Source organism: Vibrio satsumensis (assembly GCF_050337435.1).
Lineage (GTDB): Bacteria > Pseudomonadota > Gammaproteobacteria > Enterobacterales > Vibrionaceae > Vibrio > Vibrio satsumensis.
In genome coordinates this window covers 122,725-143,963 of the sequence record NZ_JAKJSX010000005.1, presented here as the reverse complement: position 1 = coordinate 143,963, position 21,239 = coordinate 122,725, and the positions used below count along the sequence as shown (strand labels likewise).

19 protein-coding genes are annotated in these 21,239 nt (G+C 44.7%); 7 read left to right on the top strand and 12 right to left on the bottom strand.

Annotation, left to right across the window (positions count from 1 at the left end):
- Positions 1 to 150: 150 nt before the first annotated feature.
- Positions 151 to 3,318 (top strand): chitinase C-terminal domain-containing protein, encoded by a 3,168-nt coding sequence (locus L4C44_RS06490; RefSeq protein ID WP_428804637.1) that lies wholly within the window; start codon positions 151 to 153, stop codon positions 3,316 to 3,318.
- 256 nt (positions 3,319 to 3,574) lie between these two features.
- Here L4C44_RS06490 and L4C44_RS06485 read toward each other — a convergent pair whose 3' ends face one another.
- Positions 3,575 to 3,829: a YgjV family protein gene (locus L4C44_RS06485; RefSeq protein WP_010430226.1), complete on the bottom strand. Its 255-nt coding sequence runs from the start codon at positions 3,827 to 3,829 to the stop codon at positions 3,575 to 3,577.
- A 268-nt stretch (positions 3,830 to 4,097) separates the two neighbouring features.
- Here L4C44_RS06485 and L4C44_RS06480 point away from each other — a divergent pair, with 268 nt between their 5' ends.
- The 3 genes from L4C44_RS06480 to L4C44_RS06470 all read left to right on the top strand — a co-directional run bounded on the left by L4C44_RS06480 (position 4,098) and on the right by L4C44_RS06470 (position 6,507).
- Positions 4,098 to 4,685 carry a DUF4136 domain-containing protein gene (locus L4C44_RS06480; protein WP_146490748.1) on the top strand — a complete coding sequence of 196 codons (588 nt, stop codon included), beginning with the start codon at positions 4,098 to 4,100 and terminating at the stop codon, positions 4,683 to 4,685.
- 178 nt (positions 4,686 to 4,863) lie between these two features.
- Complete coding sequence (locus L4C44_RS06475; RefSeq protein ID WP_239718213.1) at positions 4,864 to 6,048, top strand: D-alanyl-D-alanine carboxypeptidase family protein; 1,185 nt, start codon at positions 4,864 to 4,866, stop codon at positions 6,046 to 6,048.
- A gap of 165 nt (positions 6,049 to 6,213) precedes the next feature.
- Entirely contained in the window at positions 6,214 to 6,507 is a 294-nt protein-coding gene (locus L4C44_RS06470; protein WP_248382441.1) for a YkgJ family cysteine cluster protein, read from the top strand.
- Between the two features lie 51 nt (positions 6,508 to 6,558).
- On the opposite strand, the gene L4C44_RS06465 is transcribed toward L4C44_RS06470, so the two are convergent.
- Positions 6,559 to 7,455 (bottom strand): LysR family transcriptional regulator, encoded by an 897-nt coding sequence (locus L4C44_RS06465; protein ID WP_146490745.1) that lies wholly within the window; start codon positions 7,453 to 7,455, stop codon positions 6,559 to 6,561.
- A gap of 117 nt (positions 7,456 to 7,572) precedes the next feature.
- Between L4C44_RS06465 and L4C44_RS06460 the strand changes: the two genes are divergently transcribed.
- Positions 7,573 to 7,953 (top strand): DoxX family protein, encoded by a 381-nt coding sequence (locus L4C44_RS06460; protein ID WP_146490879.1) that lies wholly within the window; start codon positions 7,573 to 7,575, stop codon positions 7,951 to 7,953.
- 79 nt (positions 7,954 to 8,032) lie between these two features.
- On the opposite strand, the gene L4C44_RS06455 is transcribed toward L4C44_RS06460, so the two are convergent.
- The 6 genes from L4C44_RS06455 to L4C44_RS06430 form a co-directional block, all read right to left on the bottom strand.
- Entirely contained in the window at positions 8,033 to 9,715 is a 1,683-nt protein-coding gene (locus L4C44_RS06455; RefSeq protein ID WP_428804636.1) for an RluA family pseudouridine synthase, read from the bottom strand.
- Positions 9,716 to 9,865: 150 nt separating this feature from the next.
- Positions 9,866 to 10,486: a glutathione S-transferase family protein gene (locus L4C44_RS06450; RefSeq protein ID WP_428804635.1), complete on the bottom strand. Its 621-nt coding sequence runs from the start codon at positions 10,484 to 10,486 to the stop codon at positions 9,866 to 9,868.
- A gap of 24 nt (positions 10,487 to 10,510) precedes the next feature.
- Positions 10,511 to 11,542, bottom strand: coding sequence for an NADP-dependent oxidoreductase (locus L4C44_RS06445; protein WP_428804634.1), 1,032 nt, complete (start codon positions 11,540 to 11,542; stop codon positions 10,511 to 10,513).
- 150 nt (positions 11,543 to 11,692) lie between these two features.
- Positions 11,693 to 12,286 (bottom strand): TetR/AcrR family transcriptional regulator, encoded by a 594-nt coding sequence (locus L4C44_RS06440; protein WP_428804633.1) that lies wholly within the window; start codon positions 12,284 to 12,286, stop codon positions 11,693 to 11,695.
- A 155-nt stretch (positions 12,287 to 12,441) separates the two neighbouring features.
- Positions 12,442 to 12,915, bottom strand: a complete 474-nt coding sequence (gene bamJ, locus L4C44_RS06435) for a BamJ family beta-barrel-assembly machinery protein (RefSeq protein WP_017062642.1) — start codon at positions 12,913 to 12,915, stop codon at positions 12,442 to 12,444.
- A 75-nt stretch (positions 12,916 to 12,990) separates the two neighbouring features.
- Entirely contained in the window at positions 12,991 to 13,617 is a 627-nt protein-coding gene (locus tag L4C44_RS06430) for a thioredoxin domain-containing protein (protein WP_428804632.1), read from the bottom strand.
- A gap of 269 nt (positions 13,618 to 13,886) precedes the next feature.
- On the opposite strand from L4C44_RS06430, the gene L4C44_RS06425 reads away from it, so the two are divergent.
- The gene (locus tag L4C44_RS06425; protein WP_146490739.1) at positions 13,887 to 14,522 is read left to right on the top strand and encodes an OmpA family protein; all 636 of its coding nucleotides are present in this window, start codon (positions 13,887 to 13,889) and stop codon (positions 14,520 to 14,522) included.
- A gap of 107 nt (positions 14,523 to 14,629) precedes the next feature.
- On the opposite strand, the gene L4C44_RS06420 is transcribed toward L4C44_RS06425, so the two are convergent.
- Both L4C44_RS06420 and norR read right to left on the bottom strand, forming a co-directional pair.
- Positions 14,630 to 14,989, bottom strand: coding sequence for a glutaredoxin family protein (locus L4C44_RS06420; RefSeq protein ID WP_086714140.1), 360 nt, complete (start codon positions 14,987 to 14,989; stop codon positions 14,630 to 14,632).
- An 89-nt stretch (positions 14,990 to 15,078) separates the two neighbouring features.
- Positions 15,079 to 16,671, bottom strand: coding sequence for a nitric oxide reductase transcriptional regulator NorR (gene norR / locus L4C44_RS06415; protein WP_146490738.1), 1,593 nt, complete (start codon positions 16,669 to 16,671; stop codon positions 15,079 to 15,081).
- A gap of 370 nt (positions 16,672 to 17,041) precedes the next feature.
- On the opposite strand from norR, the gene hmpA reads away from it, so the two are divergent.
- Positions 17,042 to 18,238, top strand: a complete 1,197-nt coding sequence (gene hmpA / locus L4C44_RS06410; protein WP_285953581.1) for an NO-inducible flavohemoprotein — start codon at positions 17,042 to 17,044, stop codon at positions 18,236 to 18,238.
- Between the two features lie 136 nt (positions 18,239 to 18,374).
- Here hmpA and L4C44_RS06405 read toward each other — a convergent pair whose 3' ends face one another.
- Positions 18,375 to 19,355: a TDT family transporter gene (locus tag L4C44_RS06405; RefSeq protein WP_186728043.1), complete on the bottom strand. Its 981-nt coding sequence runs from the start codon at positions 19,353 to 19,355 to the stop codon at positions 18,375 to 18,377.
- A 206-nt stretch (positions 19,356 to 19,561) separates the two neighbouring features.
- The gene (clcA, locus tag L4C44_RS06400; protein WP_146490736.1) at positions 19,562 to 20,968 is read right to left on the bottom strand and encodes a H(+)/Cl(-) exchange transporter ClcA; all 1,407 of its coding nucleotides are present in this window, start codon (positions 20,966 to 20,968) and stop codon (positions 19,562 to 19,564) included.
- Between the last annotated feature and the right edge of the window lie 271 nt (positions 20,969 to 21,239).

Sequence of the window (21,239 nt, the reverse complement as noted above, 5' to 3'; positions counted from 1 at the left end):
AAATTAATGCGAGTCATTTTATAAATACTGAATATTTTAGGTGTTAAATTAGCGCTGTTACCTACAGTTGTTTTGCGAAGAGATTTAAGTGGCGAGGAAAATCCCATTTAAATTAAACATCTTGAAACAACAACTTAAGGGATAGCTAACATGCACCTAAATCAAGGAAGAGTGGCTAAGAAGGTTTTTACACTCAGTACGCTCACCGCATCATGCTTAATGGCGTTCAACAGCTATGCGGCTGTGGATTGCTCAACGTTAGAAACGTGGGATTCTGCCACTGTATACACAGGAGGTGATCAGGTTTCACATGACGGCAGTGCTTATACGGCAAATTACTGGAATCAAAATAACAACCCAAGCCAATTTGAAGGCGACTACGCACAATGGAAGAAAGTCGATGTGTGTAGCGGCGACGGAGGTGGTGGTACGCCTAATGAAGTACCAACAGCTTCATTAACGGCACCCTCTGCTTCTGACGTGATTACTGAAGGCGACAATATTGTATTGAGTGCAACAGCACTAGACGCTGATGGCAGTGTGGCTTCGGTTGAGTTCTTTGTTGATGGCGTATCTGTTGCGGTAGTCACAGCGGCACCTTTCGAAGCGACTTGGGCTGCAACGTCTGGTAACCATCAGGTTTCTGTTGTTGCAACGGATAATGAAGGTGCGGTAAGTCTAGCAAGCGCGGTTTCTGTCTCTGTCGATTCCGTTACACCTGGAAATGAAGCACCGACAGTTTCGGTTGCGCTTTCAGCAGCTTCGGTTGATGTTGGTGGTGTGGTAACACTTACCGCAACAGCAACAGACAGCGATGGCATTGTCGATAAGGTTGATTTCTACGTGGCTGGTGCTCTTGTTGGCACAGCTGCAACTAGCCCGTACACGTTAGATTACACAACAACTCAAGCAGGTTCTTTAGCGGTTTACGCGAGAGCAACAGACGACCAAGGTGCGACGGCAGATTCAGCACTGGCTTCTTTGACGGTGAATGGTGCTCCAACGGTGAGCACTTGTCGTCCTGATGGTTTGTATCAAACTCAAGGTGTCAATGTACCTTATTGTACGATTTACGATGATGAAGGCCGTGAGAAAATGGGCGCGGATCACCCTCGTCGTGTGATTGGTTACTTCACAAGTTGGCGTGCAGGGGATGACCCACAAGCTGCATATTTAGTAAATGACATTCCTTGGGAACAACTCACACACATCAACTACGCTTTCGTGAGTATCGGTTCAGATGGCAAGGTGAACGTAGGTGACGTAAATGATCCAAATAACGCTGCCGTTGGTAAAGAGTGGCCGGGTGTGGAAGTTGACCCTGCATTAGGATTTAAAGGTCACTTTGGTGCACTAGCAACAGCGAAGAAAAAACACGGTGTTAAAACGTTAATCTCAATCGGTGGTTGGGCTGAAACTGGCGGCCACTTCGCGACTGACGGAAGCCGAGTTGCTGATGGTGGTTTCTACACTATGACGACCAATGCCGATGGCTCTATCAACCATCAAGGTATCGAAACATTCGCGACTTCAGCGGTTGAAATGCTGCGTAAGTATCAATTCGATGGTCTAGATATCGATTATGAGTACCCAACCTCAATGGCAGGCGCGGGTAACCCATACGATAAAGACTTCATGGAACCGCGTCGTCAGTACCTATGGGCTTCATACCAAGTACTGATGAAAGTACTGCGTGAGAAGCTTGATGTGGCATCTGCTGAAGATGGCAATCACTACATGTTAACTATCGCGGCACCTTCTTCTGGCTACCTATTGCGCGGTATGGAAACATTTGATGTTACCAAGTACCTCGATTACGTGAATATCATGTCTTACGACCTTCACGGTGCGTGGAACGATCATGTTGGTCATAACGCTGCCTTGTTTGATACAGGTAAAGATTCAGAGTTAGCACAGTGGAACGTTTACGGCACTGCGGCTTACGGTGGTATCGGTTACTTGAACACGGATTGGGCTTACCATTACTTCCGTGGTTCTATGCCAGCAGGTCGTATTAACATCGGTGTGCCTTACTACACGCGTGGTTGGCAAGGTGTAACTGGTGGCGAAAATGGCCTTTGGGGGCGAGCTGCGCTACCAAATCAATCTGAATGTGCGGCGGGTACAGGCGAAGGCGAGAAGAACAACTGTGGTCATGGCGCTATTGGTATCGACAACATGTGGCACGATACCGATCCGAAAGGCAACGAGATGGGTGCGGGTTCAAACCCAATGTGGCACGCGAAGAACCTAGAAAAAGGAATTTGGGGCTCATATGCAGAAGCTTACAAGCTTGATCCTATGAATGATCCTTCAGATGTTCTAACGGGAACTTACACGCGTAACTACGACAGTGTGGCAGTTGCCCCTTGGCTGTGGAATGCAGAGAAGGGCGTATTCCTTTCAACGGAAGATAAACAGTCTATCGACGTGAAAGCTGACTACGTTATCGACAAAGAGATCGGCGGCATCATGTTCTGGGAACTTGCAGGGGATTACAACTGTTATGTACTCGATGCGAATGGCAACCGAACGTCTATCGATACGACTGAACAAGCGTGTAATAGTGGTAACGGTGAGTTCCATATGGGTAACACCATGACTAAAGCTATCTACGATAAGTTTAAGTCTGCGACGCCATACGGAAACAAAGTAGCGACGGGTGTTATTCCAACAGAAGCATTAGATATCGCGGTATCGGTTGGTGGCTTCAAAGTCGGTGACCAAAACTACCCAATCAATCCTAAGATCACGTTCACAAACAACACTGGTCAAGCACTTCCGGGGGGAACTGAGTTCCAATTCGATATCCCAGTATCAGCACCTGATAACGCGAAAGATCAATCGGGCGGCGGTTTGTCTGTGATTGCTTCGGGTCATACTCGTGCGGATAACATCGGCGGATTAGACGGTACTATGCACCGCGTAGCGTTCACGTTACCTGCATGGGAAGATCTTCCTGCTGGTGGTGTGTATGAGCTAGATATGGTGTATTACTTACCAATTTCAGGCCCTGCAAACTATGCGGTGAGTGTGAATGGCGTCGACTATGCCTTTAGCTTTGAGCAACCGGATCTACCACTAGGTGATATCAGTTCTGGTGGTGGTAACCCTGGCGATGGTGGTACAAACCCTGGTACGTGTGATACTGCAGGTTTAATTGTTTACCCAGATCTACCTCAGAAAGATTGGGCAGGTAATCCAAGCCATGCAAACACGGGTGACCAAGTCGTTCACAACGGTAGTATTTACCAAGCTAACTGGTGGACAAGTTCTGAGCCGGGCAGTGACGGTAGCTGGACCAAATTGTGTTCATAGTATTGATTTGTTGATAGAGGTGAGAGCTTTCTATCCCCACCTCCTTAAACAAACCACTTAACGTAGAGTCAAACGCCGAACTCAATCCTGTTCGGCGTTTTTTATTCATGGTCTTACTATGTTTTACGCCCGCTATGTCCGAACGGTGAAAAAGTAGAAGGTAGTGAGCGTGTAGAGGAATAACAGATAGAAAAAAGCCCAAATAGATCACTTTATTTGGGCTTTTTCAGAATTATTTGAAATGCTAATCGCTAATTTAAGCTTTCGCTGCTTTCATCGCTTCCGTTTTTTTTTCCTTTTGCATTTTTGCAAGAAAGTAGATGTTTACACAAGCGATGAAACCGTTGGTCGCGACAACTGGCCATGCGTCAATCATAACGCCGTATGCTGTAAAGAGTGTACAGCCAATAAAGTTAAGGACACGCAGACGAACGATATCTTTCATTGTTAATGAAATTGCGACCATAATAGACGCAGCGTAACCTAAAATTTCAACCATATTGAATTCCATTGTTTGACCCTCTTAAATTTGCCGATACTTTGTCGGTACCAATTCTTCTCTTCATGAGATGATTGAGGAAGCTCCGTGCCTCGAATGGTCTGGTTTTGTTTAACGGGGTAAACTATACCAACTCTGTTTTTGTGATAAAACCCCCAAAATGGACAGAAGTGAAGGTTAGCGATTACGCAAACGTTTAATGACCTTTCTATTAACATAATTACTATTTATGTTGGAGGTTGAATTGATAGTTATTCTTATATGGGTAAGGGAGTCACGAATGATAAAACGATCCATTTGTGCAACAAAAAGCATAAAAAAAGTAGCACTGTTGGCTTTGATGGCTATTGGGCTGACCGCATGTACTACGCAAGAAATACCACCCACGCATAATTATGGTGTGGTCACTAGCGGTGATTTTGATTTCATGAAACACGGCGTGCTGACGTATTCATGGCATCCTGAGTCAGAACAGGTTTACCTTTCTCAAAAATACGATGAAACCGTGGTTACTGATCTGGTGCGTGACGCGATTCAAGAACAGCTCTCTAGTAAGGGTTATCAGTTAAAACAGGATGGTGTCGGCGATGTTGTTGTAGGCTTTGGATTAGCGGAAGAATCGGAACTGAACGATGAGTCTATCTTCGATGCGATTAAGCTATCTACTGGTGTGCCATTTTACGATGGTGAAGGTAAAGTAGCGGAGAAAGGGTCTTTGTACATTGCCTTTTTCGTTCCTGAATCTGAAGTCGTATTGTGGCAAGCTCTAGCTCAGTCTGGTATCCAGCCTGACTTAGAGCCAAGCGAAAGCAAACAGCGCATTACTGGCTTTATAGATATGCTATTTAGACGTATGCCCGAACGCTAGAATTAAGCGATGTACACATTCATTGAATCAATATTTCCTGTTGAAAAAATGGTCAGATCGCAGATTCTGCTTTTTTATTTGTAACGAACGGTACAAATACGTAAAGCAACGTAAAGTTCGCGCTTCTTTTGCTAGCATTTGTCTATACTGCACAAAACGTTAACTTAGGTTTGATTCAATGAAACTCTTCTCCAAATACTCTCTCCCTCTATTAAGTATATTCATTGTAAGTAACGCAGCGATGGTAAGTAATGCAGCGATCGCAGCACCTTCTATAGTACCAAGCCCACCTAGCCTAGGCGCAAAAGGGTATGTGTTAATTGATTTTAATTCTGGTGATGTGCTGGTCGAAAAAAATGCACACACTAAGTTAAATCCAGCGAGTTTGACCAAACTGATGACTAGCTATGTGGCTGGACAAGAGATGAAGCGAGGCAATATCTCTGCTGACGATCAGGTACGAATCAGCGAAAATGCGTGGGCTAAGAATTTCCCTGACTCTTCAAAAATGTTTATAGAAGTAAACACTGATGTAGCTATGATGGATCTTTACCGTGGCTTGATTATTCAATCGGGCAACGATGCGAGTGTTGCGATTGCGGAACACGTTGCGGGCTCACAAGATGCATTTGTGGATTTAATGAACTCTTGGGCTGCATCTCTTAAACTAGAAAACACCCATTTTGCCAATGCACATGGTTTAGACGCTGACGATCTCTATTCGACTCCTTACGATATCGCGCTGCTCGGTCGAGCCATAATTCGTGACTTACCAGATGTGTATGGCTTATACAGCGAACGTTCTTTTAGTTATAACGGCATCACACAACACAACCGTAATGGCTTGCTACGTGATAGAAGCTTAACCGTTGATGGCATGAAAACGGGCTACACCTCTGGTGCAGGCTATAGTTTGGCGAGCTCAGCGACACAAGGTGAGATGAGGCTTATCGCGGTTGTGATGGGCGCATCAAGTGTTAAGAGCCGTGAATCAGACAGCAAACAGCTATTGAGTTATGGTTTCCGCTTCTTCGACACACTAAACCCGCACCAAGGCGGCGATCAAGTTGCTGAAGAGAAGGTATGGTTTGGTGAGCAAGACACATTGAAGTTAGGTGTAGCAGAAGACACGTTTATTACGCTGCCTAAGTCAGACAGCAAAAAGTTGACTGCATCTATCGAGCTTAACTCTGAACTGAAAGCACCGATTGCTGAAGGGCAAACTTTAGGTGTGGTTCACTACACAGTCGATGGCGAAGATGTTCAAACCCAACCTTTGATTGCGCTTGAAGCAGTCGAGCAGGGTGGTTTGTTCAAGCGTTTAATGGATTACGTTAAGTTGTTCTTCGCGAGTCTATTCTAGATAGCGCTTCTAGTTAATTAAACGAAAAATCTAACGGGCGTTGTGAGTCAATCACAACGCCCGTTTCTATTCTTGCCTGTATGAAAACAGTATTGGCAGCTTTCTTTATTAGCCGTAGCGAGCGGTTTCGATTACTATACGCAAAATTTAGCAGTGTAGTCACTTATGACCATAGAGATAAAGAACATCACCGAACCTGAAGTAACTTGTGCCAATTGTCAGGCGTGCTGTTGTCGTTTAGAGGTTATGATCATCACAGATACGGGCGTACCTGAAGAGCATATCGCTTACGACGAGTGGGGCGGTGAAACCATGAAACGTTTAGATGATGGTTGGTGCTCAGCGGTAGATAGGGAAACACTAATGTGTACTATCTACGAAAACCGACCATGGATCTGCCGTGAGTTCGAAATGGGCTCTTATGAATGCGTTGATCAGCGCAAGGATGTAATGGGCTAAGACTTTATCTTAGCTATCGATCTCAGTTGAGCTCTAGCTGTTCTTAGAGCTTTAACTATTCGTTGAGCTCAAATGCTCTGCAAGAAAATCGATAAACACTCGGATTCTTTGGGGCAAATAGTCGCTCGCATGATACACCGCATACATTGGTAACTGGTCATTACTCCAGTCTACCAATAACCGTGTTAATTCCCTTTTCTCAACAAATTCCTTACCCATCCAATTCGGCAAAGCGACAATACCTAAACCTTGACGAGCCATCTTAAGCAGCATTTCCGGGCTGTCTGAAGTGAATATTTGATTTACTTTAATACTGCTGGCTTTGTGGCTCTGGTCGGTAAAACGCCATTCATTCGCAGGCGTCATCAGTGAGTAGGTTAAGCATTGGTGTTTGCTCAGTTCTTGTGGCTGTTGCGGTGCTCCGTGTTTCTCTAGGTATTCAGGTGATGCGAAGTAGTGAACTTTGTTATTAAACAACAAGCGTGCTTTTAGCCCTGAGTCTTTAAGCTGTGATGCGCGGATGGCGACATCAATATTGTGTTCATTGAGATTAACGATGTGGTCGTCAACGCTGAGGTTAATACGTATCCCTGGGTGTTGTTCAATGAATGCTTGAAGCGGTTCACTGAGTAACATGGTTGCAAAGGCACTTGGAGCGGATATTTTTAATTCACCTTCTACGGACTCAGTTTCTCGCTTGAGCTGACTTTCTATTGCGGACATTTCTTCTAGGAAGCGGACACAATAAGTCAAGTAGTCTTTGCCTGCATGGGTTAGGGATATTTTGCGACTGTTTCGCTGAAACAACGTCATTCCTAAATCACTTTCTAACCACGCAATCTTTTTACTGACGGCACTTTGTGTCATATCGAGCTTATTGGCAGTAGCAGTAAAACTGTTCAGCTGTGCAGTTTCCACGAAGATACGAATACACTCAATTTTATCCATTCTACTTGCCTTATGTCTGCTATCTAAACTTAATCATTCCAAATTGGAATCTTAACTATCATAAAATTAGCATTTATCGTTCGATTTATGAATGATTAAATAATCCCATTGACGTTAATAACTCTTAAGAAAGGTGACAATATGATTACAGTGGTGAGTGTATTACTGGTGGTGTTCTTTTTATTGGCAAGCTCAATCAAGACACTTGCTTGGCAGCGTAAAGTGTTTGAAATTCAACTTGGCTTTTTTAAAAGCTATGGATTAAACCGAGTGATCATGTTTCTAGTTGGCATGGTTGAGTTTACTGGAGCTGTATTGTTGCTCTGTGCTTTGGTTGGTTTAGCACCTGAACATACGCAACTGATGGGAGGTTTGATATTAGCAAGTACTTCACTAGGGGCGATTTACTTTCATTTGAGATTCGATACGTGGAAGGATGGTATTCCCGCGATGGTGACACTGTTGGGTTCTGGCTTCTTGGTCATTGCATCGTACTAAGTTTATTCGTCTGCAGCGATAGAGATGAGAGCTAAAGAAAATAAGAGTAGGGCACGAAGCCCTACTAAACCGAAACCATTTAGAACTCAGAAGGGACTTCAAATTCCATCCATTCACCGGTTGTTGGGTGAATGAGTTTTAGGTAGCCCGCATGAAGGTGCAGACGTTCACGTTTGTAGCCATATAGGTCATCACCTCTAATCGGTACGCCAAGCCCTTGCGGATGAGCACAGTGAACACGCAGCTGGTGGGTACGGCCTGTTTTAGGGTACAAGTGAACCTTAGTTTTTCCGTTATTGGTGCTGACGGCTTGCCAATGCGTTTCAGCGTTACGCCCATGTTCATGGCAAACTAACTGTCTTGGTCTGTCGGTGATGTCACCGCGTAACGGCAAGCTAATATCTCCAGAATCACCGTGGATTTCACCATCAAGCAGAGCGGTGTAACGTTTCTCGACTGTTCTATCTATGAACTGCTTTTGGATGTGTTTGTTGGACTCGGCTGTCAGCGCTAAGATCAACAATCCAGATGTCGACATGTCTAATCTATGGATAATCAACGGCCCTGTGGCATCTGGGTAGCGTGCTTTAATACGAGTATAAACAGAGTCTTCAATGAACTTACCCGGAACAGACAAGAACTCCTCTGGCTTATTCACAACCACGATCTCGTCATCTTCGTAGACAATATCAAACGACTTACCCACCGCAGGGTTTACGATAAGCGGATTATCTTCTAGCTCAATGCCACTGAGTTGATGCTCAAGGATCTCAAAGCTCTTACTTTGGCAAACCGGGTAAAGGTTTCCGTGTTGTCGAATGATATCTGTTGGCGGCAATCCCCACCAAAACTCAGATAAAGCTAATGGTTTAAAGCCGTGCTCAAAGGCAAAGTTAAGCAGCTTGGGTAGGCAGCAGTCACCTGAACCTTCAAGCGCGTCTTTACCATCCAATAATTCAAGCAGGCTCTTTGGCTCTGCTGCTTGGTTGATAAAGCGATAATGAGACAAACGCTGCGTTTCTAACTCTGCAGAAATTGTTTGGTAGTCTTGCTTGCGACTTTTGAGATCGCTTTCTATGGCATCAACTTGTGACTGACGTTCTGCGATCTTTTGCTTCCACTCAATTCGAAGTGCTTTTAAGTCTCGCTTCTCTTGGCTGCTTTGGTTGCCCAACTGTTTAAGCAGGTCAGCCGCAGAGTCTAGGTTCCCCAGTTCTTTCTCTTGGTTAGCTTGCTCTCTAAGCTCATTACGCTGTGCTTTGTTGGCAGCCATAGTGAACTGAAATGCTTCGATTGCTTTGCTCGCGTCGTTTTTAAGTTCGCTCAGCGTTGCAGTCAGTTCATCTAGGTTGTGAGTTTTCTCTAGGTTCGCAATGTCGTTAGCTAATGTTGTTTTTTGGGCTAAGCCTTGCGTGTTCAGAACCTGAAACTGCTGCTTATCAAAAGCAGAAGGAACGAAGGCGATACTCGATAGCTGAGGTTCCAAAGACGAATCTAGCTGCAAACCTGAAAACGCAGAAAGGTAGCCCAACTCTTGAGTTTGAGGATGTTGAACCAGAAGAACGGCATAGAGGCTTCCTTGCGATGTTTCATTCACACCACAGTCAAGCAGAGACTGTTGAAGCTGCTGCATCGCTAATTCACACAAAGGATGCGGAGTATAGTAATACGGGAATGTAAAACGCTCTGGCAATGATAACGCTTGATTCGCTGTTTGGTTTAACGTGCGCAGTGGTGTGTATTGAGCAAGGTTTGCTGACATGAAGATCAAACTCTATGGGTATTCGGTTAGAGCTCGGTATTGTTGTCGAAATGGAGGCAAATGAGAAGCCAAAGCGGAAGATAAATCAGCTTTGGCTTCATTTAGATTGTTATGTTCATGCTATGGAAGCATTGGATGGAACAATCTTGATTAGTTAGAGTGTTCTAACTCTAATTGCTCCGCTTTTTGGTAAGCAGGGTGACTCGCTAAAAGATCACCGTATTTAGCAATGTTAGGGTAGAGTGCAGTCGCGCCAAAGTTACCCACGATTTCTACGATGAACGACATCATGAAATCGGCACCAGTGAGTGTTTCGCCTACAAGATAAGTTTTGCCTTCAAGTGCTTCGTTAACGAAGGTTAAGATCTTTTGATTTTCGTCGTCTGCGTAACCACCAAGGAAGTTTGTCTCGCAGCCGTCTTTCATCACGAAGATCTTAAGCAGCATTGGTAAAATGCCCGAGCTTTCAGCGAAGTGTAGCCACTGTGAATATTCAACATATTCAGCTGTGCCGCGCACTGGTGCGAATTTACCTTGCCCAAACTTGTCGATTAGGTACTCAGTAATTGCGCCAGATTCACTGATCACAATGCCATCATCTTCAATGACTGGAGATTTACCAAGAGGGTGAACAGACTTCAGTTCTGGCGGTGCTAAAAACGTGACACTGTCTCGTTGGTAAGGTTTGATTTGATAATCGACACCAAGCTCTTCCAGTAGCCAGATGATACGTTTAGAACGCGATTTATTCAGGTGATGTAAAGTAATCATAATTCTGCCTATTCTATCTTTGAGCTATTTTGGTTCGTTAGTTTTGATAACAAGTTTGCCGAAGTTCTGACCTTCTAATAGACCCATGAATGCTTGTGGGGCTTCGTCTAGACCTTCAATTAGGTGCTCTCGGTAGTGCATTTTTCCTTGAGACAGCCATTCGGTCATTTGAGTCGCAAACTCGTTGTAACGGTGTGCGTAGTCATCAAAGATGATGAAGCCTTGCATCTTAATGCGTTTAACTAGAAGAGTACCCATTAGGCTAGACATGCGGTCTGGCCCTTCAGGAAGTGATGTTGCGTTGTATTGAGATATAAGGCCGCAAACAGGGATACGAGCGCCTGTGTTTAGAAGAGGCATTACTGCATCAAATACCTTGCCACCAACGTTTTCAAAGTAAACATCGATGCCTTTGTCACACGCTTTCGCCAGTTGTTCTGCGAAGTCGTCTGCCTTGTGGTCGATACATTCATCAAAGCCAAGAACCTCTTTTGCGTACTGGCATTTCTCTTGACCTCCAGCCACGCCAATGACACGACAGCCTTTCAGTTTACCGATTTGTCCAACAGTTGCGCCTACAGGGCCTGTCGCCGCCGCCACAACTAACGTATCGCCTTCTTTCGGTTGGCCGATATCCAATAAACCCATGTAAGCGGTAAAGCCTGGCATACCCATGATGCCTAGTGCGTAAGAAGGGTGGCTTGGCTCTTTACCTAGCTTGATAAGACCTTCACCGTTAGAAACACCGTAATCTTGCCAACCTGTGTACGCCAATACCCATTCGCCCACTTCAAAGTCTTTGTTGTTTGACGCTTCAACCTGACACACGGTTGCACCAACCATTACATCATCGATTGCAACTGGGTCTGCGTAAGACTTCGCATCGCTCATTCGACCACGCATATAAGGGTCAAGAGAGAGGTAAACCGAGCGAAGTAACATCTCGCCGTCACTAATTGTAGGTGCATCCATTGTCTCTAAGCGGAAGTTATCTTGAGTCGGTGCGCCAACTGGGCGAGAAGCCAATACGATGCGGCGATTGTCTTGTTGAGTCATTGGATGTCCTTAATTTTATACTATGTTCATTTAGAATTAGACCAGTCGTCTAGTCTTGTTGTCTAAAAATCCCGCCGTCATCAAATTGATAAGAGGGCGGGTGATTTCTTTTAAGCTAAAGCAGTAAATGCCAAGAAGGCGCAGTGCGCGTTAGTGGCTTTCACCTCTTAAAATTTGTTCGGTAAGGCTTAATGCCGATTCCAAGCTCTGTGGGTTCTGGCTTAACTTACTCAATAAGCTGGCGCCTAACCACATTGAGTATAGATTCTGAGCTGCTTCTCGGCTGTCTTCAACCTTTATAGAGCCATCTGCAATACCGCCGACAATGCACTGTTCGATGGTATTCGTCACTTTCTCAGCACCTTTTAACAGCGCTTGGCGCATAGGATCAGAGAGATCAGAAACTTCCGCGCTGAGTTTAACGACTAAGCATTTATGAGCATTACAGGTACCGTTTTCGGTCTTCGCCCATAGCGAGAAATAGCTCAAGATTCGCTGATAATGATTACCTTCACCGTGTACTAAAATAGCTTCAATCTTAGTGATGTAGTTTTCAAAATAGTGCTGAATCAATGCCTCACCAAATTGCTCTTTAGATTTAAAGTAGTGGTAAAACGATCCTTTCGGCACGTCCGCTTCTTTAAGCAATTGCGATAGGCCAACGCCGTTAAAGCCGTTGTTTACTATTAGTTGATAGCCAACATCTAAAACATGTAGGCGTGTGTCATTCGTTTTTTCGTTCATGGGCGGTACTATAAGTTAAATTAGACCAGTCGTCTAGTTAGCGGTTTTCTAAGTTATATGCGGTCTTTGCGAAAGTGGTCAAAGTGCTTTTAAATGTTCAGATATCAAAAAGCCCCAACATAGCGCGTATGTTGGGGCTTAATCAGTCACTTCGATTATTTGATAGAGATGAGTTCTACATCAAAAATCAGAGTCGATGATGGTGGGATAGGGCCTGAACCGCCTTTACCGTAAGCTAGAGTGCTTGGAATGAATAGACGAACTTTTTGGCCTTCAACCATGTAAGTCAAACCTTCTTGCCAGCCTTTGATTACTTGCTTAAGGGCAAATGAGATTGGCTCGCCACGCTCAACAGAGCTGTCGAAAACAGTGCCATCGATCAGCGTACCATGGTAGTGAACTGTTACTTTGCTGTTCTTAGTTGGGTGTTCTGTGCCTGTACCTTCTTCAAGAACAAGGTATTGAAGACCGCTTTCAGTCGTAATCACGCCTTCTTTAGTGCCGTTTTCAATTAGAAATTGCTGGCCTTGTTCGAAGTTTTCTCCGCCAGACTTATGATTCGTCCAAGTACGGTAAATCATGAAACCCGCCAAAAGAAAGACAATGACCGGGATGACAAATTTAGACATAGTAAAACCTATTTATATTGAGTGCTGAATTTCGTAGTTAATGCAGAATGTGTTAATCCGCTGGCAAAGCAGCGATTATGGTTGAGTCAAAAGGTAGTTGATCGTTTTTGCGATACCAGCAACGTCTTGGTGACCTGCTGTTAGTACTTGGTATTTACCGTTGATGATAAAGGTTGGTACTGAGTTGATCTGACCTTTTACTGAGATCTCTTCTGCTTTTTTAACGTAGTCGAAAAGAGCGACTTGTTGTTCTTTGTTCAGCTGGTATGGGCTAATCAAACCACGAGCAGTAAACGCTGTCTCTAGTGCTTGTTGACGCTGCTCTGGTGTTGCATCTGCACCCATTTGAACGGCACCAAATAGGTCGTCCATAAACGCGTGGTCAGGCGTCGCATCAAGCTGCATCACTGCTGTGTAGTAGATCATTGCGCTGATTTGAGCGCTTTCGTTGAACGTCACGTGCATCTTGCCAATAGTTTGGTCTGTTAGAGATTCAATCTCTGGAATAGCACTTTCCATTTGACGGCAGTGACCACAGTTAAGAGAGAAGATTTCAGTGATCGGAGACAAGTTAAATTCTGTTAGAGCAGTTGGAAGCGCTTCGTATTGAACGCCTTTTTGTGGCTCGTCTGTTTCACTACAACCCGCGATAATAAGTACGGCAGCGAGTGCTGTGATGAATTTAGTAAATGGTTTAAACATAATGTTTGCTCTAGCGTTGAGAAGTCGTGAGATTCTAACTATTTAGTACGCATTGGAAAACAATTATAAGGTAAATAAATGCAAACAGTTGGAACTAGCGGGTGACGGCAGGCTAGTTGACGGTTAATTGTGATCAACAGCACTTTTTTTGTCTGGTTTCTTTTGGTATAAAGTTTTCGTCTAAAGTTTTTCCCTCGGTGCCGATATAGACATTAATGAATGGTTTATATGCATGAGTGGTTGGTGAAGTAATGAGATATTTAGCGATAATGTTAAGCATAGCTTTGGCAGGGTGTGAAACGACATTACCAACGGGCATGTTGGGCGATGATATGCTAGAAACTGCACCGCAAACCGATTACGACTTGATGCATCCTGAATGGGGTGTGGTTCAAACGACTCATGTAGTAAGCAATCGTGGATACTCGATTCAGAGCAGCACCCATCAACAAAGCACCATCACTACCAACTACGGACGTGGCGTATCGACTAACGATCCACTGGAAGTCTTTCTAAGACAAAACCGCATCGATTTTGAAGTATTGCCGGGTAACCATGTGATGGTAAAGCTTGAGCAGCACGTGAACTTTAAAACAGGTTCTGCTTTCCCTGAACCAGCTTATAACCAATGGCTAGATACGTTGGGCAGCTACCTTGCTCAGCGCCAAGATATTGATGTGGTGATTGAAGGTCACACCGATAATACGGGCACAGATCGAATCAACGATCCGCTATCAGAGCAGCGTGCAAAAGAAGTGAAGGCTCGATTAGAGAGTAACTACGTGTCAAGCCGCTCCATTTATACACGAGGCTTTGGCGAGTATGTACCAGCTTGTACGAACGCCTCTGCGCAAGGCAAGGCGTGTAACCGCCGTGTGGAATTGATGCTGATTGTCGCCAAATAGCCTCTGGCGTTTTTGCTCCAAACTAGACGAATTCACAAATAACAGACATAAAAAATCCCTCACATTCGAGGGATTTTTTATGTCTGGCTTTCGCTTAGCTTGTGAGCTTATGCGAATTGTTTTTCCAAGTAAGCAACGATGTCTGAAGACTCGTACATCCACTCAGTTTTGCCGTCTTTTTCAATACGTAGACAAGGCACTTTCACACGACCGCCGCCAGCTTCAAGTTCTGCGCGGTGTTGCTCGTTGTTTTTTGCATCACGAAGTTCAAATTGAACCGATTGACGTTTCATCGCGCGGCGCACTTTCACACAAAACGGGCATGCTTCGAATTGGTATAACGTGTGCGTTTTTGCTTGCTCATTCACTTTGCTTTGCTCTTCTTGAGAACGCTTCACACCACGTGGGCTGAAAACAAAGTTCAATAACAAGATGACACGACCTAAGAACCAACGGATAAACTTCATAACTCTCTCTACATATTTAAAATTAGCGTTACAATTTGCAGCATTATATACACAAGTTTTGTCAGATGCTCGCAACAAACCGCTAATATCTATTTTGTCCGTTCGATCGTGTGAGACTTAGCCACATTTAGCCCTAAACGCTTAGACAGTCGAGTCAGGTTTGCTCGGTCTGTTTTCAGAACACGGCCTGCTTGTGCCCAGTTAAAATTGGCATCTTCCAATACCTCAGTAATGATACTGCGTTGAAAATCATCCGTTGCACCACGTAACCCTGCAGAGAGGTCGATCGTTGGTGTTGATAATGGCGTGTTCTTCACCTGTGTAGTCGCAATCGGCTGATCTTGGTCGAGTGGACCACAATCTTCTTTAGTGATTGTCACGAGGTTTTTATTGGTGCTACGCGCCAATGCTTTCAATGCTGAACGACTGATCACGTGCTCAAGTTCACGAACGTTACCTGGCCAACCATAACGGTTTAGGAAAGAAAGAACGTCAGAGCGGAACTTAACTTGGTTGATACCAAGCTTACGACGCGCTTGTTCTAAGAAGAAACCAGCTAATAGGCTGATGTCGTCACCACGATCTTTCAGTGCAGGCACCGCGATAGGGTACACACTCAGTCGATGGTATAAATCGGCTCTGAATCGACCGTCTTCAACTTCTTGCTTTAAGTCTCGGTTGGTTGCAGCCAGAACACGAACATCAATGGTTTGAATATTGTCTTGGCCAACAGGTTGGATTTCGTTGTTTTGCAGCGCACGCAGTAACTTACTTTGCGCAGCTAAGGGTAATTCACCAATTTCATCTAAGAACAGTGTGCCACCATCGGCTAGAGCAAACTTACCTAAGCGGTTTTTGTCTGCGCCAGTAAACGCACCACGAACGTGACCAAACAATTCACTCTCTACTAAGTTTTCAGGAATTGCAGCACAGTTTACGTAGACGAGTGGGTTACGTTTACGCTGCGATTGGTGGTGCAGGGTACGAGCAACGAGCTCTTTACCAACACCAGTATCCCCATGAATCAAGATATTAAATTCAGACGGTGCGACAACCGCGATGTCGTTCTTGAGCGCGACCATGGTATCACTGTTACCAATCAACTCGCCGCCGTCACGCTCCCACGCTTCAACGTTTAACTCTTCTAATAGTTGCTTAGACTGTTTGGCTTGATGTTCAAGCTGAGAAAAGGTCAATGCCATCTGCATGCTTGAAGCCGCAATCGCTGCTAGTACTTCAAGGTTACGTGCTGGAATATTAGCGAAGACATCAGGTTTTAGGCTGTCTAGGGTTAGCACTCCTAATAATTTGTCACCAAACAGCAGAGGTAAACCCATGCAGGCGTGCATTGGCAGATCGCCATCATGATCGATCAGCAGACCATCAAAAGGATCAGGGAGTGAACTATCAGAATCGAAACGAACAGGAGAGCGAGATGCACATATCTCCGCAAAACGTGGGTGCTCTGAAATGATGAAACGACGACCGAACGTGTCTCGACTGAGCCCTTGCATTGCGATAGGTACTAGTGTGTCACCTTGAAGGCTTAAAAGCGCGACACAATCACACGTAATGGTTTTACGGATGGCATCGATAAGGCGATTAAAACGATCTTGATCGTTCACACCACTTGCAAGGCCAATGGTCATTTCCATGAGGGTAGATGCGGAGATATCTTGCATAAAAAACTCTAACTCTGTGTGTTTATATACATAATAGAGTCTTATTGACCTAAAAAAAAGGTCTTTTTGACATTTTTATAAGATGGGTTTTGAGATTAAAACCAGTAATGACGGGGATTGATAAACTTGGCATCGATTGTGCAAAAGAGTCATCGAAGCCCGATTATAACTCTGATTAAAAAGAGTATTCTTGATCTCAATCAATCAGGTGGCATTAATCAGGTTTTGCGATTTTTTGAAACGAAAACGAGTCAAAATAACTCAGTTTCTAAAAATAACTAAGGCTTCAGAAAATCGATAAGTCATTCTTAATTTTTCAAGTAGTCAAAATGACATATAGGTCATAAGACTCAGTGTTCGGAGTAAATTCATGCTTAACAACGCACATATCGAAATCATCAAATCTACTATCCCGCTACTTGAGAGCGCAGGCCCGGCTTTAACTCAGCACTTTTATCAACGTATGTTCACGCATAACCCTGAGTTGAAAGATATCTTCAATATGACTCACCAAAGAACAGGTCGCCAAGGCGTTGCACTGTTTGAAGCTATCGCGGCTTATGCAAAGAACATTGAAAACCTAGCAGCGTTAACAACAGCCGTTGAACGTATTGCTCAGAAACACACAAGCTTTAACATTCAACCAGAGCACTACCAAATTGTTGGTTTGCACCTGATTGAAACACTGCGTGAATTGGCAACAGAAGCGTTCACTCCAGAAGTGGAAGAGGCGTGGACAGCGGCTTACCTTTTCTTAGCTCAAGTATTCATCGACCGTGAAGCAGAGCTTTACCTACAGCGCAAGCAAGCGGTAGGTGGGTGGGAAGCAGCACGTACGTTCGTGATTGCAGATAAGATTGAAGAATCAGCTCTAGTAACTAGCTTTATTCTTCAGCCAAAAGATGGCGGTGACGTTCTGGATTACACACCAGGTCAATACATCGGTATCGAAGTGAAACCGGAAGGCTCTCAATACAGCGAGATTCGTCAATACTCACTGTCTGATAAGCCAAACGGCAAGCAATACCGCATCTCTGTTAAACGTGAAGGACAAGGTCAAGAGACACAAGGCGTTGTATCTAACCACCTACACGATACGGTTGCTGTTGGTGATGAGGTTAGTCTGTACGCACCAGCGGGTGACTTCATGTATCAAGAACGCAGCAAGCCGGTAACGCTTATCTCTGCAGGTGTGGGAGTTACACCAATGCAGTCTATGCTTGAGTTCCTAAGCACGGAAGATAAAAACGAACCAGTACTTTACCTTCACGCTTGTGAAAACGTAGGTCAACACTCGTTCACAAACCGTGTTAAAGACATTGTTGCCGACAAAGGTTGGGAAGCGAAAACGTGGTACATGAACAAAGATGAGTCTGCATGTGAAAATACGCATCAAGGTCAAATGGATCTAGCGTCTATCGCTGATGCAAAAGGCTTTGAAGAAAGCGACTTCTATATCTGTGGACCTGTAGGTTTCATGAAGAACATCGTAGAGCAGCTAGATGCATTGAAAGTTGACCGTTCACGCGTTCACTACGAAGTATTCGGCCCTCACGCTAACTTCTAAGATCTCCCGGCTGTTCTATTAACACCTGCCCGATCTATTAAAAACCTTGCCTATTCAAAAGGCCTCACAGTGTGAGGCCTTTTTTGTTTGGTGTAGCGCTGAATAGATATGTCTCTAGCAAAGAGGGCGCTCTTGATTAAGAGCGCTTCGTCTTTTTCGACATATAGTGAGTATCAAAAAACTCAGGCCAGTACATTTTCACGTAACCGCCTGCAACCCAAATCACTAGGATGGTTGCGATAGTTAGCTCAAAGAATCCGAATTTGTGCAGCCAATACCATTGTGGGTATTCCTCGCCGAAAAACGTGGTTAATCGATGCATGGCAATAGCGCTGATCACGGATGGGAAGGTGACGGCAGCAATTGAAGGTTGGAACTTCAGACGCATTAGGCGGATATAACACAAGTAGATCAGCAGTGTCATGGTGATAGCAATGCCAGCCAATGCGCCTGTCAGAATCGGGTCTGGGTTGTCGAAGTTAACCAAGTAAGCGGCTAAAGATAAGTTAACCGGAGCCGCCATGATAGCGAGTGTTGGTCTTGCTCTGCGAGGAAGATTACCTTCGAACACCAAGCGGTACAACACTACTGGCAGCATAAGGAAATAGATACCAATACAAGTGGCCGCAAGTGTTTCTGAAAAGACGGTGTGCCCGAACTGTGTACCTGCTAAAGAACTACTGATCAAACCCACCGGATATAGAAACCAACTCGGTACAATGTTCGACATTTTGAAGTTGATGATTTGAAAGCTAAAGAACAATACCATCATGGTAAAGTGCAGCAATAGCGCACAGAACCAAACTGGGTAGGCGATGACTGGCGATATCTCGGCTAAATAGTCGCACAGAATCAGAAGTGCCATACTCATTGGTGCCATTAAGCTACCCACTAGTGGGTGGCGTATGTCATTAAGGAAGGTATTAAAGCTCGTTAGATAACGGAGTAAAACAGGCAGCAATAATAGCGCGCCGAATGAAGCGAGGTAGGGGCGAATGATCTCACCAATGCCCGGGATATATAATGCCCAAGCTTGTCCTAACCCAATAACGCCAAGTGCTAAAGACGCCTGAGATGGCGGCACATTTTTTACTTGGGTCAATCTTCTCCAGTTCAACGACTTACTCCGACTTAGTTAATTACAGAATATTGCATTTTTTGCTTTAGTTAGAGTGTGTAGGTCACCCATCAATAGATTTTGAGGGAACTCAACTAATTTTGAGTGGATGATATCAAGTTTAACGTTTGCTTTTTTGATTTTGATACAGAATCGGGAGATTAAGCACGTTGAATGTGTGCTTTTGTTTCATGAGTCATTTGTAATTAACGCACTTCCTCTTGTTGAGGGAGGTCTTGTTGTCTTAGCTTCTCATTTTTCAGCGTACGGTTGAGTAATTGGCTGTAAATTGGCTGCCCACCAAACATTTGAGCAATGATTACCGCACCTAAGCAGGTGATGATCAACGGCAGTATTAGGTAGTAGTTATTGGTCATTTCAATAACCAATAGAATACCAGTGATAGGTGCTCGCACGGTGGCGGCAAATAACGCGCCCATACCAGCAATCGCAAACATGCCCGGCTCAATATTCAGTTCAGGGAAGAATGCCGCAGCGATAAGCCCGAACGCATAACCAAAGAGTGTTCCTAGAGCAAGCATTGGTGCAAAGATACCACCCGGTGCACCAGAGCCGAAACAAAGTAGCGTGGTGAGCACGCGCCCTAAGAAGATTAACAGCAGCACGTTTGCGCTGTAGTTGCCATTAGTGATGTTCGGGATGATACCAATACCACCCCCAGTCAACTCCGGTATATAGAGCAGCAATAAGCCAAAGCAACCGCCCAGCAGGGAACCTGTCATTAAGTAGCGTTTACGGTCATTCTTGTGTATTGCCACAAACAGGTCTTGCGAAAGTGTAATCAGTTTATTGAAAATCACACCAAACAGGCCGAACAATACGCCTAACAACAAGAATAACCACAGAGCATCCAGTTCAGGCGGTTGGTATTGAGGCATTGTGATAACGGCAGATTGGCCATTGATAGAACGAAACACAATGTTGGCTGAAATCGCTGAGATGATGACGGCTTTGATCGATATGAGTGAGTAGCGAAACTGTGGTCTCATCTCCTCGACTACAAACATGATGCCAGCCAGTGGTGCATTGAATGCGGCGGCTAAACCACCTGCGGCACCGGAAGCTAATAGTGAGTGGCGAGTGTCGTCATCTTTGACTCGAAAGATATCGGTGACCATGCGACCAATACTGCCGCCCATTTGAACGGTTGGTCCTTCTCGACCTAAAACCATCCCAGAACCTAATGCGCCCATACCGCCAAAGAATTTTACTGGCAATACTCTCCACCATCGAACAGGGCGCATACCGTCCATCGCCCCTTCAATTTCAGGGATGCCTGAGCCTGCAGCCTCTGGAGCAAAGCGATGAACGAGGAAGTAACCAATAAAGGCAAATGCAGCACTAATAAGGAAAGCGGCTAGCCAAAGGGGTAAATAGCTGCCGATTTCATCTTTAAGCCAATCGGTACGAGTTTCTGTGATGAAATGAACCGCGACTTCGAAATAGGTACCCACCACGCCAGCAAGTACACCTACAATACAAGAAAGAAAGAGAACGGAAGCTGGGGTTTTATCCCTTGAGAGAAATTGATTCATAGCATCCCTTGGCATTTTGGCTAGTAGGGACTGCTTAATTTTCTCTCTTCTGGTCATTGAGATAAGGCTCCTGAATAGGTTGAGGCGGGCTTGCCGTAAATTATACGCTTCCTCTGCATATCCTATAGCAACAAAGATGGAAAGTTGAATTTCATTTATGGAATGTGCGTGTTACATAAATGGAATCTATGGGCAATAGTGGAATCGCCGTCACAATTTTGATCGTTTCTCTGGTGGCGGCTTGAATATCCCCAAAAATGAACCATAGTTAAATCGTAAAGCAACATAACGAACCGCAAGGAGAAGTGAGGTTTTACACACAATTTGG